This is a genomic window from Candidatus Megaera polyxenophila, assembly GCF_029982035.1.
GTDB classification, from domain to species: Bacteria; Pseudomonadota; Alphaproteobacteria; order Rickettsiales; family Rickettsiaceae; genus Megaera; species Megaera polyxenophila.
In genome coordinates this window covers 1-15,362 of record NZ_CP104167.1, presented here as the reverse complement: position 1 = coordinate 15,362, position 15,362 = coordinate 1, and the positions used below count along the sequence as shown (strand labels likewise).

The following is a 15,362-nucleotide window of genomic DNA, read 5'->3' as shown; positions in this document are numbered from 1 at the left end:
CTTAGAAAAGGCTTATAACCGAAGATCAAAGTAAAATAATACAAGGGTACGTAAATATCTCTAGACCAGAAGATCACAATATCAAATCAGCATTATGGTCAAGAAAATCAGTTAATGCACTCATCAAAAAACATTGTGGATTTTTTCTTCCCCTAAGTACAATAGGCGAATATTTAAGAAGATGGGGGTATACTGCACAAAAGCCAAAGAAGTTAGCATATGAGCAGCAACCCAAAAGGGTTCAATTTTGGTTAGATGAAGAATATCCGTCAATAGCCAAGCAAGCAGAATATGAAAAGGCAGAAATACATTGGTGCGACGAAGTAGGGATAAAACAAGAGTGTCAGGTATTACAAAGCTATTCTTTAAAAGGAAAAACCCCTGTTGTGATTCATAAATCGAAGAGATTTAGTATAAACATGATATCCACTGTTACAAATAACGGTAAGCTAAGGTTTATGCTGTACGAAGAGACACTAAAAACAAATGTATTTATAGAATTTTTACGGAGGTTGGTAAAATACTCCAAGAAAAAATCTTCTTAATCCTAGATAATCTCAAGGTTCATCATAGCAAAAAAGTACAAATATGGACTCGGAAACATAAAAAGAAAATTTCTTTATTTTTTCTGCCTCCGTATACTCCGCAACATAATCCGGATGAATATTTAAACAACGATTTAAAAAGAAATGTAAATAGGAAACATATACCTCTTACAAAATCTGAACTCCAAGGGAATTTAAAATCTTACCTAAGGACTCTGCAAAATAACCCAGAACATATCAAAAGATTATTTCAGGCGAAAGAAGTAAAATATGCCGCCTAAGTCGGGTATTTAGTTGGTGGGTTAATACATTAAAAGAAACCGTAGATTTTGCCGATGCTAAACGTAGAATGGAAATAACTTTACAAAAAGATTTAACAAACGAAATATTAAAGAACAATTATCTTTACCAACAAAAGGGCAACAAGATAAGCCACCTATCGGTGGCAGCTTAAAAGAAGATACTCTTGACCGATAAATATTTATGGAGGATTATAATACTGGTATTTGATTTGTTTTAACTTGAGTTATAAAGACTGAATGTTAGACATACATAAGATAATATATAATTGAGTTATGAGTAACTTGCACTCTGAGCAGCATTTGGTCAATGAATTAGCGGTAAAAACTCTTAAGGCCATTTCTAAAGAGCAAGCAATTCCTTACAGCAGGATCAAAAAGATTTTTTCCGAAGGAGATAAGGAAATAGCCAAGGCTTTCTGGATAATGTTGCGAAAAATATCTCCCAATCATAAGTATAATTCTGTTTACTATTGCCCTGATTGTAAAGAATTTGATTTAGAACGCAAAGGAAGAAAGATTCCTTGGTAAGAAAACATTAACTATAAGTAATTTATGGAAATAGTCGGTAAAGGAATATCTATAAAACATATTTTTCTAGACCGTGGTAATTGGTCTCGATTTCGCTAAAAAATACGGCAAGCTAAGATACGGCATTATTTTCAACGTCACTAAAGTTATATCGTGTGGAACGAAATATTTAGGATTTAAACGTTATAGCTGCCGTGATTGTAACCGCAATAAATCGGTAGCATTCAGCTGTAAAGGTAGGTTTTGTTCTCGTTGTGGTAAGAAACAAACGGATCAATGGGTGAGTAAGGCTAGCAATGTTCTACCAAAAACACGATGGCAGCACATTACATTTACAATGCCGGACTCTTTATGGCCGATATTTTGGCTCAATCGTGATCTGTTTGGATTGATTTCCGGTATTGCAGCAGGAATTATTAAGGAGATAGCTACAAAGAAAAATCTTGTGGTTGGTATATTTACTGCCTTACACACTTTCGGTAGAGATTTAAAACGCAATGTTCATATCCATTTATCGGTTACTTGCGGCGGTATAAATAGCAAAGGCAAGTGGCAAAAATTATTTTTTCCTGCCGAACCTATTAAAAAAATGTGGAGACATAGAGTCCTTGAGTTATTTCGCTTTCAATATATCTCAAGTAATTTGAAGTTGCCGTCCGCATATCAAAATGCTGAGAATTTTAATAACTGGATGAGTAGTTTATACGAAATCAGTTGGTATGTTTATTTACAAAAACCATCGGATGATCATAAACGCAACATAGAATATTTAGGGCGGTATATAAAACGCCCCCTATTTCCGAGACAAGAATAGAAAATTACGACGGAAAGCAGGTAACGTTTAAATTTCTTGATCACTATAATAATACAATTGATCGCATAACTATGCCCGTGATGCAGTTCATAGCTAGTCTGATTATGCATATACCAGATCGTTATTTTCGAATGATTAGGTATTACGGTTTTTTATCTAATAGAACTAGGGGCGTACAATTACCTATCGTATATAAGGCAATTAATCAAATCGTTCATAAGAAAACTAAGCTCATTAGTTGGAGATTAATGATTTGGTTGAATTTTAAAATAGATCCTCTGTTTTGCTATAATTGCAATAAATGTATGAATCTGCGGCAAGTTTATTACGGTTTATCTCCGCCATTGTTATTAATAAGAATCAATGAATTATTATCAACGCCTAGATAACATCATTATGGCGAACACTTCTTTCACGTCTTAGCCACATAATTTGTAAAACTGAACCTATTTTTAGATAGATTCTGGCAGAGATTTTTATAAAAGTGTTGATAATTTCTAATATTGTGGCTTGTAACTACATTTTATTAAACGAATTTTCAAAGTTTTGATTAACAATTTTTCTGGTTACAAATTTTGAAATTCCTATACTATAAAATAACTTTGCTATCTTTATTTTTTATCCAGTGCGGATGGTCAGTATGTTTTTACTTTACATATATTTATTGTGGTAATTTTTTAAAACAGAACTTAGGATTCACGCCTGATGAGGTGATACATCAGAACTTTATTATTTCGATCATTGCATTAACTGGTTACATTATCATAACCTGGCTATCTTATAGGATACATCCTCTAAAAATATTACAGTTTAAGTTATGGGTATTTTTTCCATTTGCACTAATTACCCCATATTTATTAGATAATATAGATAATCATATACAATTATTTTGTATTCAAGCATTCTTTGTACTATTTGTTCTCAGTACTAATCCTGCTACGCCGGTTTTTTATACTCATATTCCTATTTTTAAGCGCTTCACTTTCGGGAGTTTTATATATGCCCTATCAAGAGCTATAATGCATATAACAACCTCTTTTGGACTTGTTTATCTAGAGAAATATTTTGGTCACTGGGGTATTGCAATCCTGATGATACCTATGAGTATAGCATTTGGTTTTGGGTTGTTTCATTTTAAGAAATTAGAGATAACAGCGGGGAGGTATGATCATTAAAAGAAAATATAGACTTTTTTTTGTAGGGCTTGTTTTTCTGTTTGGAATCATAATACATACAGCTTTCGGTCAACTGACTTTCTATTTCTAATAATCCAAGATACATCGAACTAGCTATAAAGTTTGCTAGAGTTTCAGTAATAGTTTTTTCTATTTTTTTAGCGCTTAGACTTCCTATAGTTTGAATGTTATGCAACCTATCAATTAACTTAATTAGCAACACTTCCTTATCAGCTTTTTTATAAGCATTGTTGATTACTTCCTCTATAGTTAACTTAGTACCATCAGGTCTATCACGGGTAAGCATGTCAACCATTTCAGCTATTCTCTGTCCAAAAGTACCTTCTATCATCTCTACAGTAACTTCCGTATCTTCGATAATATCATGCAATATACTAGCTACTATTACATCAGTTTTAAGCTTATGATCAGAAATCATATAAGCGACCTCTAAAGGATGGGTGTAATAGGAGAGTAGACCAGTGGAACTTCCCCACTAGTCTCTCGCAAAACGGTGCGTGAACCTCTCAATTCACACCGCTTCCATTAGGCAAACGTATCTATTATTCCTTTTTCCCAGTGTACAAATAAACTTGGATCTCTTTTAGCAATTTCTTTTAAAAGTTTTCCTGCTTTTGCTTTACTACCTTTAAACTTTTTATACTTACGCATAAGCCACTTAAGAATATTCGTATTAAAATGTCGCATCACTGATTTATATAGCTCTGTAACATGATATTTTCCGTAATATTCTATCCACCCTCGCAGGATTGGATTATATTTCTCAGCTATATCCTGTATACTAACGTCAGTTTTACGACTAACACTACTCTTGCGTATCTTTGCTCGCATTGATTTCTGTGCGTCTTTACTTACTGCAGGGTTAAAACTTACAAATATACTATTATCTTTGCTGTTTTTAACCTTTCGTCGCCTAAAGCTATATCCTAAAAACGTAAACTCTGTATTTGGATATTCACCCTTACGCTTATCATCTTTGCAATAAACAATCTTTGTCTTTTCTGGATGTAGCTCTAATCCACATTCTTTAAACCTTTGCTTCAGTGCTACTAACAGTTCTTGCATTTCTTGTTCGCTATCCCCGTGTACTAAACCATCATCAGCATACCTACACCATTTTAGTTGTCGGTATTGCCTGTTCATCAATTGTCAAACACATAGTGTAAAAACAGGTTACTTAATATAGGACTAATCACCCCACCTTGCGGTGTGCCTTTTGTTCTGATACTTACCTCACCATTTGGTAATTCTATAGGTGCTTGTAACCATCTTTCTATATATAATAATACCCATTTGTTATCTGTGTGTTTTCTTACTGCTTTTAATAATAGTTCGTGTGGTATATTATCAAACAATCCTTTAATGTCGAACTCTAATATCCAATTACTCTTCCAGCATCGCTGACGAGTAATACCTATAGCTTCTAATGCTGATTTTCCAACTCTATAACCATAAGAATCTGGATAAAAATAAGGTTCTACTAAAGGTTCAAAAACTAACTTCACTACCATCTGTGCTATTCTGTCAGATATAGTTGGTACTCCCAAAATCCTTTCACCTCCAGTTTTCTTAGGTATTGCTACCGCCTTGACTGGTGGTGGAAAATAACTACCTGATGATAGCCTATTCCATAGTTTATAAAGATTGTCTTGTAAGCTTTCTTCAAAGCTTGTCAGAGTTTGCTGATCTACTCCAGCAGCACCATCCTTCGCTTTGACTAGTTTAAAAGCTTTCATTACTAGTTTCTTTGGAATGGTAAATGGTTTTGTTGCACTCAAAATTTCCTCCTTTTGCAAGTTGCATTTTAAATGTAACTACCTAACGCAATCCCTTCGCTCCACTCCCATTACAGAAGTTTCTTCACTACTACGAATTGCTCCGCCCTAGTTCCTTGCGTCGGTACTCTCATATTCAAGGTATCCACCTCTTATATTTCTCCCTTAACATCAAGGCGACTAGTTCCCATAGTTCCTTATAAAAGCCTATGATCAGACTCACGCTACCTTTACGCCGGACACCACTTGCACAGTAATCAGGTCTCTTGCAAATTGATCCTAGAAGGGAACCTCACTTCCAGTTTTGATGTCATATTGTAAGACTTACGACGCGTTGTCAGTAGTTCACGTTAGTTCGTCTTTCTGATCCACACCTGCCAAGTCTATTCTTGACTTTTCCTCAACGCTCACAACCATCACTCTTTATGACAGCTACTTGAGGTGGTTTGAAGCCTGCTCCTGAAAACCGACTCCGAAGGACCTACCTTCATCTTTTATAAAGCTTACAAGGATTTGTTACTTCCTCCTTGCTTCTCTATGGCACACTGGCTCACCACTCTTTCTTTTCTGATTGCCGTGATACTTCTTAGCCCAGTAAATAGCTTTATTAATCAAATTAAAGTCCAGTACATTTTTAGTATCTAATGATTTTAGTTTTGCTATTAATCTTATTGAATATTTACAAGGCTCGGAATAAAACATAAATGATATTACTCAATATTAATAAAATATCTTATCATTCTTTCTAATGAATAACAATTAATTTTGTTAGTTAATATATTTTTAACCTATAGACTTTACAATCTTTACTTATGTTGCCTACAAATTTTGTAATAACTAATACACAAATCATTATATATCAGATGAGGATTGTTTTGGAAAATAACATAATCAAAGACATTATTAAAACTCTTTCACAATTTGGAGAAGTAAACTATAGAATGACCATCAATGGTGTTAAGTTTTATAGGTCCGGTAAGTTATTTGGTAAATTATATAATGAACAGTTGTATTTGTTATATAAAACTGATCAGCTGACCCAAGTATTACCAGAAGATATGAATAACTTACAACTTATTCTAAGCATTGCATATCTTATTGCAGGAGTCGGTTAATTATCTAGCTATATCACCCTTAATGTAAAAACATTAAAGCTAAAAAATTAAAATTTAGTTTACTAAATCAAGTGTAATGTTAAAATGCTCAAGGTCTAGATTTTAAACTAATTAATAAGGATAATTATGCATAAAGAAGAATTTAGTAAACATATTGCCCAGCAACACAATATCACCCAAAAAGCTGCTCACGACGTTATTGATACATTTACATCTTCAGTAATTGATGCGATGGGACAAAGTAAGGAAATATCCCTCGTTGGCTTTGGTAATTTCAGTATAGGTAAAGTGGCCGCAAGAACAGGAAGGAATCCTAAAACTCAAGAACCTCTACAAATACCGGCTTATAACCAACCCAAATTCAAGGCAGGGCAAAAACTAAAAGACGTAGTAAACAAGAAATAACAAGTAATTTTAAACAAAATAAGCTAAGATAAGTTTTTAAAATCAATAAAAAAAATATTATGCATATAGGAATCGTAAAATGGTTTAATTCAACAAAGGGATACGGTTTTATAGAACCAAATGACAAATCACGTGATGTATTTATACATATATCAGCATTAGAGCAAGCTGGGCTAAGAGAGTTAAACGAAGGGCAAAAAGTTAAATACAACACAGAGTCTCACCAAGGCAAAATATCAGCAATCGATATAAGGTTAGTATAATTGGTACTTAAGGTGCTTTGTAGAATATATAGCAACTTATCAGGAATCTTTGGGATGTATTGCATCAAAGCTTTTGAAGTTATTTCGTTTTTGCTGCAACTAAAATTAGTAAATTAATATAAATATCCTCTGCAAATTACTTAAATAAATTATGAGAGAAATTAAAGGATATAGTAAACGAAAAATGAAATGTAATAATACCAAATATTTACTTTCATTAATATTTGTTAGTTTAATAAGTGTTGTGATATATAAAACATTCTTTTTAAATGGCAATACAGAGAATCGGCATCATCAAGCCCATATAGCTTTACACGATGAAAAATATGAACACGTTATAGAAATATGCGATCAAGCAATACAACCTAATACTTCTCCTATTAATAGATATTTTGTGTATGTAAAGAAAGCAAAGGCATTAAATAAATTGCATCGTTACGAGGAAGCACTTAAAAGCTCAGACTTGGCCATTGCGATTTATCCTAAAAAGGAAGAAGCGTATCTAGCTCAAGTAGATGCTTTGTTTAATTTAGGGTTGGAAGAAGAATTAATAACAGTTCTAGAAGAAATTGTATCAATAAATCCACATACTCCTCTTAAACCACTTTTAAATTCCTTACGTTTAGAACGTGGTAAGGTACAATATCAATAATAAAATCTGTAGCTATTTAAGGTATTTGTTATTAAAATTTAGTTACCATAAAATTCGAGACTGATTGGTATTTAGTCTGGAGTTTGAAATAAATAATTATACTCAATTTTTCTTCCCGTTAGTTATTTGGCTAATATTATGCGGTGGAAACTATTACTAAAAACCATTAGCTACGGCATCACACATATTATGTGTTGCAACAGCTGTTTTCCTATTTAATTACCAAAAATTTATCGATGTCATTAAGGATCGGGATAATTGAACCGTTAGCACAAACCTGTGTATTTGACATACATGATTACTTCTGGGAAGGAAAATAGTAGCAGTATAGCTATCTTAGGAAAAATGCTTTCTAATCTCAAGTCTTCACTGCTATGGGATAAATTAATACGAATAGTAGTGAGGTTGCTGAAAAGATAAGGCTTAGTATAAAAATATAGATAAAAGATGTTTCAGCTAAATAACCGCATACTAATGAAGATATAAAGGTACTAAGACCACTAAGAAAAGAAAATATTAAAAAATGCAATAGTCGATAGATAAAATCATTCAGCGAAACCACACTTTTTTAAGTACAGCATTATTACTCCATCGTTAAATCTCCCTAAAAAGAAAATACAAGAAACTGCTATTATACCAGATGAAGATTTTAATGCTAACCTAAGCTTTAACAAATTAAAGCTATTTGCCTTAGCTATTGCTTCTACTTTTTTGACCTCACTAAAAAAGATAAGATAAGGGCTACAAAGTTTATACAACAAGCAAATATGAATAAGGTGGTGATATTATCTTCTAGACAACCTATGTAATAAGCATAACAACTAACCAGTAACGGAGCTATAATACAACCCAGGGTTTTGAAATATTTAAAAATGCTAAAGCCATCCCTTTATTTTTGCACTTACACCAATAAATGCGTCTCTGGGAACAGCAAAAGCCCATTACTAATTCGCTCCAAGATTTTATTAAGAAAAATAGTAGTAACGCTAGGAAAACAAAGAATAATTTTAGAGCACAACGCTATAAATGACGGAATAAAAAAAAGGCGCTTATCTTTTACACGATCAAAAGTACTACCGGTAATCAGACAAAGCATATTTGATAAAAATTCTGAGGAGCCTTCAATTATTCCTAGCATAAGCAAAGATAGATCTAATCCTTCGGTGGTAAGTAATGGTATCAAAGTCATCCCAATAGTAGTTGAGACCCCAAAAATAAAATTCATTAAAAATATATAAGTCATTCACTCCTAATAAATTCAGGATTATCCACTCTGTAGTAGTATCTGTATCATAGATACAGGACCGATTTTTCAAGACAAAATTTTTACTAATCTAGTTTCCTGTTTTGGCTATTTTTAAGCGGCAATTTTAGATAATCAAGATAAATATTTATTCGCTTCTTATAACTACATTCAAAAAAATACATTACTTAATAAAGAATTTTAAATAAAATAATTGTTTATTTTAGGTCTGGGTATAGCCTGCACAATTAGGTTGCGTTATTTATACAGAATTACTTTAACAGTATCACAAATAAAAAGTTAATTTCATTTATATATGATCAAATTTCCGGGTTTCATACTTAATATAATTTTCAGTTGTAAGAGCATGGAACTTGTAATAACCTGTTTAGATTCGTTAGGTACTTCGGTACATATAAAATATATTGAACTATTTTCAAAAAATGCAACACGAGGATATAGAGAATCTAGCTGTTATTTTAAATAATTCAGGCCATTACAGAGTCACTAAAAAATATCAGAGGCCGGAATATTATAATACCGGCGATGAAGATGATAAAATGATCGCTGTTTTTCTGGATATTGAGGCAACAGGTCTATCCTATACACAGGATAAATTGATAGAACTTGGAATGGTCAAGTTTGAATATAACAGGCAAGGCTCCATCTTTCGCTTGCTGGATGATTTTAGCGGCTACCAAGATCCGAGTATCCTGATACCTAAGTATATTACAGAACTTACGGGAATTAATGATGATACGGTAAGAAGCCATAAAATTCAAGAAAGTGCGGTTGCTAATTACTTGCAGGATGTTGACCTGATTATCGCTCACAACGCTCAGTTTGATCGTACCTTCCTTGAAGTGAAGCTACCTTCCCTTCTCTTCCTTCAAAAGCTTGGGGTTGTCTAATGTATGATGTTGACTGGGATAAAGAAGGAATCTCAAGCCGTAAACTAGAATACATTGCTTATAAATTTGGGTTTTTTCATGAAGGACACAGAGCAATAAATGATTGCCTTGCCGGGGTTCACCTTTTAGCACAGAAGTTACCAAAATCACAGGTACCGGTATTAAAAGAGTTACTTACTCAATCTGCAGCTATCAGATTCAAACTATATGCAGTTAATTCTCCATATGATAGCAAAGAACTGTTGAAAGCACGAGGTTATAGATGGAGCATGAATCAGAACCCTAAATATAGGGCTTGGTCTATTGAACTGAACGAAGATAAGGTAGCCGAGGAAATAAATTACCTACGTTCTAGCATTTATAGTACATCTTCAATTAATATACCTGTAGAAATACTTGATGCTCATAGTAGATTCTCAAGTACAAACAACAAATCCAATAATTATGTAAAATACCGAGATAAGCTGGAATGGTTTCAAAAACTCTGTACATCTTAAAAAGATACACATGAGTATACATAATCAAAATGTTAAAGAATATCTATCGGGTAACATCGAGCGCATTACTTATCATAATCCTGAAAACGGATTTTGTGTTCTACGGGTTAAGGTTAAAAACCACAAGGAGCTAGTTACCGTTACAGGAAACGTCCCTTCCGTATCTGTCGGGGAATATATTAAATGTAGCGGCATTTGGTACAATGATCGCAATCATGGTAAGCTTAAGCGCTTAATCAAACCGACATCAGGTTTTAAATCAATGAGAACAGCTTATGCAACTGTCAAAGGTTTTGAGGTAATGCGAATGTTTAAAAAAGGAAGATTCAACTTCTGGAAATATGGACAAGGTATTTTCGGGGAAATTAGAATCATTACTGATAACTTACTTGCTTGCTAAACCATTGGTATCATATCTTGGAACTAATTCGTTTCATCTCCTTATTTGCAATAGGGCCCTACTTTTTAGCTTTGCTATTTCGTCTAAACTTAAGTCCGTTACCAAAGAAATAAGTTTATCGTCCAGCTTATGTTTCAGCATGTTAATCGCCGTTTTCTCTATACCCTTCTGGTATACCTTCTACGATTTGTTCATTCCGTGACACTGATCCTTGTAACAGAAGACTGAAATATGTTCCCCAATCACTGTTCCACACAAAATTACCAAATAAAATAAATTATTCATCTTGATTTATGTACATTATTCATATAATCTAAATATATCATTATAAATTTTTTACAACGATTTTATGGTTAATAAAGCTAATAAAGGCCACAGGCTTAAATATTCATATTTATTTAAATTATTAAAAAAATTCTTCTCCTTTAAGAAAGAAACATTTTATATGATTGCTTTGGTAACAGGTGGTTTATTTTTCTCAGTATTTACCTTTTATATATTATTATATTTTCCACCTGAATGGATAAATGCCTCGGAGCAGATAAACCAACGGTATTTACATTTTGTTAATTAAAATTATAACTTGTTAGGATTAAAGAGCAACGCTGGTGCTAAAACAAATGTAAGGCCTAAATTGGCTGTACTTTGATCTTAATAGCTATTTCGCTACCATTGAACAGCAAGTTGATCCTTCACTTAGAGGGAAACCGGTGGTAGTTGTTCCCTTGCTCTCTGACTCTACCTGCGCTATTGCCGCTAGCTATGAAGCTAAACTAAAAGGCATTAAAACAGGCACTAAGATTTACGAAACAAAGAAACTAGCCCTAACCTTATATGTGTCAAAGGTAGGCACAAGCTATACGTAGAGTACCACAAACGTATTTTTGCTGAGATCAATAAGCTATTATTTGTAGACGTAGTATGCTCTATAGACGAAGAAGCCGGTAAGTTAACCGGTAAATATCAACAGGAGGAAGAAGCTATTCGGTTTTCCCAGAATATTCCATAAAGATACCGTATTTACCAATAGGAATTTACTGTTGAGGTCTGAGTTGTTGTATAGATTCTGGAGGGAAATATCTATAGAACGTTGTCCTACCGATAGAAATTGTTTTGATAATATCAGAAATAAACGGATAATTTTTATTATCTTTGAGCATGGCTTTTGCCGTACGTATTTTATTATCACTCATAAGCTTCGGTCTTCCACCGACTCTAGCGTTTTTACGCGCAGATTTTAATCCGGCTTTTATATTTTCTACGATAATCTCTCTATGGAACTTGTCATTTTCAGAAGACGATTTCAATTATTTTTTTGTACCATCAATTTATGTGCACCTGATCTTAATTCACCTTTAGGATCGAGATACCGATAGAGGGTCTGGCGAGTAATACCTAGTTCCTTGCAAAGATCTGAGATCTTAGTTTCTGACTTTTCCATAGCCACTTGGGCAATCTGCAGTTTTATAGGTGTCATTTTAAATTTTCTGCCACCTTTTCTTCCACGTGCTCTTGCTGAAGCTAACCCTGCCTTAGTCCTCTCAGAAATCAGCTCTCTTTCATATTCAGCTAATGAAGCAAAAATACTAAAGATTAACCTTCCATTAGCAGTGTTAGTATCAATATCTGCTCCTTGTCCAGTTAGTACCTTAAAACCTATGCCTCTGTTTTGTAGATCATGGACTATATTGATTAAGTGATGTAAATTTCTTCCTAATCTATCAAGCTTCCAAACTATTAACGTATCTTCTTTACGGAGAGCTTTAAGACAAGCCTGTAAATGTGGTCGATCATCGAGCTTTCCACTTGCATAGTCGCTATATATGTTTTCTTCTTCAACTCCATATGCTTTAAGTGCATCTTGTTGTAGATCTAAATTTTGGCTTCCATCAGATTTCGAAACCCTGGCATATCCTAATAGCATAAAATATCAATTTATCAGTAGAATTGTAATTATTTTGTTTGTTCAGCTTTTATTTGCTGAACCACTTTTTCTAAAAGTTCCTTGTTTTCAAATATCCATTTTTCTGCTAATGGAATTTCTGCATAAGGTTCTAAGGTAATTTTACCATTATCTTCTACTGTTACTCTATAACTACTAACATTATTAGTAATTTCACCAAGTGTTATTCTTCCCTTTGCATCAGGTCGTAAAATGATTGCATCTGTCATATATTACTTCTATTAAATTTTATATTTTTAATGATATAATAATATAATTTTTGTATATGGCAATTATTTGATTTTTACAATTAGTAAGTAACTACAAAAACCCACTTACTAATATTGAGAAATGGGGATTTATCAATTTTGTAGCAAATAAGTAAAAAATCTTTAAAGAGCATTGTAATTCAAACGAGCGTTTGTGGCACTAGCTAAATCACCTAATAAACTAACAATAAATGTAGTAGCTTAAAACCCTTGAAAGATAAGAGCTTTTTAGGTAAAAAACAACTTTTTTGCTAAAACCTAGATTGTCACCTAACCTGTATCTTATACTAAGTAATGCAAAAGGTCATTAAAAACTGATTATATAACAGAATGTGATCTCTGAAAATAAGTATTATAAAATTTATTTAGTATACTATTGTTAAATGTAAGTTATCTATTTCTTTTTTAATAAAACTAAAAGTATTATACTAATTTAATATAATACTTCTATTATTTAAAAGTTGTAATTAGTAAATGCTTATTATATAATAATATTAATTACTTAATATATTGTAGGAAAGTAATATTATGTATATTAATACACTTACTATCTCCCCTAAAGGACAAATAGTATTACCTAAAAAAGTTAGAAAATTATTAAATACAAATGTAGTAACTTTAGAAGTTAATGATAATAAACAAGTTGTGATTTCTCCAATTAATGACGTTGCAGGTTCTCTTGCTTCTTATCAAAAAGATACTACCCTACCCTTTGCCCAAATCAGAGAGCAAGCCTGGAATAATTCTGTGTCAGTTTTAAAGGATAAATAGGATAAGAATGAAATATATTTGTGATACTAATTTTATAATTCGCTACTTGACTGCAGATAATCAGGAAATGTTTTTAAAAACCAAGGAACTATTTGATCGGGCAAAGACAGGTGAAGTTAACCTTACAATTGAACAAGCAGTATTTACTGAGGTGGTTTTTGTCTTATCATCATTCTACAAAGTTCCAAGAGACAAAATAAGTCAGACTTTAAGTGAATTATTAGCATATAAAGGAATAGATAGCGAGAAAGAAGTTTTGTTACTAGCCTTAAATTATTATCAACAACTAAATATGCATATTGTGGATTGCTTACTTCTAGCAAAATCTAACTTTTGTAAATGCCCTATCTTATCTTTTGACCAAGCATTAAATAAGAACTTAGAGAAAGATATATATCCTTAAAATTGTTCATATTACACTTCAATAAATTACGGGCATAAATACCCCAATGGGGTGTTAATTCAGCAAGCCAGAAAAGCTATAGAACAATTGCATTAAGCTAATAATAACTTTACAATTAATGTTATAAGCTGCTCTTATTGAACAATAAATAAAATATTTAAAGGTAACATATATGAAATGCAGATACACCAAATATTTATTGTGGTTCATGCTCGGTGCACTAATAAGTTTAGTTGCATATACAAGATTCTTTTCAGAAAATATCGCAGATAACTGGCAGCACTTACATCATCAAGCTCATATAGCTTTGCACAATGAAAAATACGAACACGTTATAGAAATATGCGATCAAGCAATAAAGGTTGATGCCTCCTCTGATAATAGATACCTAATGTACGTTAAGAAAGCAAAAGCATTAAATCAACCACTTTCATCTGAGAGATGAAAGTTTGATCTTTGCGACTAGAAGTCGCTTATCAAGCTAAAGCTCATTCTAGCCTAATATTTGAAGTAAAGTCGGTCTCATGAGCGTCAGTGTGTTTGTTGATATATTCGTTAATCATATCATCTGTAACATTACCGCTAGTTGAACTGAAGTATCCTCTGCCCCATAAATGTCTACCCCAGTATTTCTTTTTTAGTATCGGAAATTCTTCCTGTATTCTTTTAGATGATCTTCCCTTAGCTTTCTGAACAAATTCACTAATTTTAATATGCGGAGGAATATTTGCAAATATATGGACATGGTCGCTTGATACAACGCCATTTTCTATCTTTATACTCATTTCCTCAGCTACCTGTAACACTAGTTCCCGAACACGTTTTTTTATGTCGTAAGTAAGTACCTTATAGCGATATTTCGTTATCCATACTATATGATAACGATGATAAAAAACTGAATGTGATCTTTTGTTATAGTAAGTCATAGACTTATGATGCTACCGCATCATGGCGCATTAGACAAGCTAAAGCTTTTCCATCTGGAAGATGGAGGTTTTCACCACCAAAGGGACTATAAATTGCATCGTTATGAAGAAGCACTTAAAAGCGCAGACGTAGCAGTTACCATTTATCCTAAAAAGGAAGAGGCCTATTTAGTTAAAGTAGATGCTTTGTTTAATTTAGGAGCAGAAGAAGAGCTTACCGCCATTTTAGAAGAAATTGAATCAATAAACCCACATACGCCTTAAGCCCTTATTAAATTCTTTAAGATTAGAACGCGGTAAAGTGCAATACCCATAATGGAATTCAACACTCCTATTAAGGAGTACTATGTTGCATAAACCTTACTTTTCACTAAATATCGTTCTATTTTAATTATACCCGATTAC

General features: G+C 32.8%; 7 protein-coding genes and 4 pseudogenes. 8 read left to right on the top strand and 3 right to left on the bottom strand.

Annotated features, from left to right (window positions below; translation table 11 throughout):
* Positions 1 to 14: 14 nt before the first annotated feature.
* The 4 genes and pseudogenes from N3Z16_RS10850 to N3Z16_RS09160 all read left to right on the top strand — a co-directional run bounded on the left by N3Z16_RS10850 (position 15) and on the right by N3Z16_RS09160 (position 3,364).
* A pseudogene (locus N3Z16_RS10850) lies at positions 15 to 826 on the top strand (IS630 family transposase).
* A 294-nt stretch (positions 827 to 1,120) separates the two neighbouring features.
* The gene (locus N3Z16_RS09170; protein ID WP_282485543.1) at positions 1,121 to 1,375 is read left to right on the top strand and encodes a hypothetical protein; all 255 of its coding nucleotides are present in this window, start codon (positions 1,121 to 1,123) and stop codon (positions 1,373 to 1,375) included.
* A gap of 73 nt (positions 1,376 to 1,448) precedes the next feature.
* Positions 1,449 to 2,578: pseudogene (locus N3Z16_RS09165) on the top strand (IS91 family transposase).
* 321 nt (positions 2,579 to 2,899) lie between these two features.
* Complete coding sequence (locus tag N3Z16_RS09160) at positions 2,900 to 3,364, top strand: hypothetical protein (protein ID WP_282487123.1); 465 nt, start codon at positions 2,900 to 2,902, stop codon at positions 3,362 to 3,364.
* On the opposite strand, the pseudogene N3Z16_RS09155 reads toward N3Z16_RS09160, so the two are convergent.
* The 3 genes and pseudogenes from N3Z16_RS09155 to N3Z16_RS09145 all read right to left on the bottom strand — a co-directional run.
* Positions 3,324 to 3,824: pseudogene (locus N3Z16_RS09155) on the bottom strand (HD domain-containing protein); the annotation flags it as partial. The gene N3Z16_RS09160 and the pseudogene N3Z16_RS09155 overlap by 41 nt on opposite strands.
* Before the next feature lie 86 nt (positions 3,825 to 3,910).
* Positions 3,911 to 5,163 (bottom strand): annotated as a pseudogene (gene ltrA / locus N3Z16_RS09150) (group II intron reverse transcriptase/maturase).
* A 513-nt stretch (positions 5,164 to 5,676) separates the two neighbouring features.
* Positions 5,677 to 5,862, bottom strand: coding sequence for a hypothetical protein (locus N3Z16_RS09145; protein ID WP_282487121.1), 186 nt, complete (start codon positions 5,860 to 5,862; stop codon positions 5,677 to 5,679).
* Positions 5,863 to 6,035: 173 nt separating this feature from the next.
* On the opposite strand from N3Z16_RS09145, the gene N3Z16_RS09140 reads away from it, so the two are divergent.
* The 4 genes from N3Z16_RS09140 (at position 6,036) to N3Z16_RS09125 (ending at position 7,595) form a co-directional block, all read left to right on the top strand.
* Positions 6,036 to 6,275, top strand: a complete 240-nt coding sequence (locus N3Z16_RS09140; protein WP_282487120.1) for a hypothetical protein — start codon at positions 6,036 to 6,038, stop codon at positions 6,273 to 6,275.
* A 126-nt stretch (positions 6,276 to 6,401) separates the two neighbouring features.
* The gene (locus N3Z16_RS09135) at positions 6,402 to 6,680 is read left to right on the top strand and encodes an HU family DNA-binding protein (RefSeq protein WP_282487119.1); all 279 of its coding nucleotides are present in this window, start codon (positions 6,402 to 6,404) and stop codon (positions 6,678 to 6,680) included.
* Between the two features lie 59 nt (positions 6,681 to 6,739).
* A complete protein-coding gene (locus tag N3Z16_RS09130) occupies positions 6,740 to 6,943 on the top strand; it encodes a cold-shock protein (RefSeq protein WP_282487118.1) in 204 nt (67 codons plus the stop codon).
* 151 nt (positions 6,944 to 7,094) lie between these two features.
* Complete coding sequence (locus N3Z16_RS09125; protein ID WP_282487117.1) at positions 7,095 to 7,595, top strand: hypothetical protein; 501 nt, start codon at positions 7,095 to 7,097, stop codon at positions 7,593 to 7,595.
* Positions 7,596 to 15,362 lie beyond the last annotated feature (7,767 nt).

Coding starts and splice junctions, on each gene's coding strand:
- N3Z16_RS09130 (WP_282487118.1), top strand. CDS start 6,740: ATGCATATAGGAATCGTAAAATGGTTTAATTCAACAAAGGGATACGGT.
- N3Z16_RS09125 (WP_282487117.1), top strand. CDS start 7,095: ATGAGAGAAATTAAAGGATATAGTAAACGAAAAATGAAATGTAATAAT.
- N3Z16_RS09135 (WP_282487119.1), top strand. CDS start 6,402: ATGCATAAAGAAGAATTTAGTAAACATATTGCCCAGCAACACAATATC.
- N3Z16_RS09170 (WP_282485543.1), top strand. CDS start 1,121: ATGAGTAACTTGCACTCTGAGCAGCATTTGGTCAATGAATTAGCGGTA.
- N3Z16_RS09145 (WP_282487121.1), bottom strand. CDS start 5,862: ATGTTTTATTCCGAGCCTTGTAAATATTCAATAAGATTAATAGCAAAA.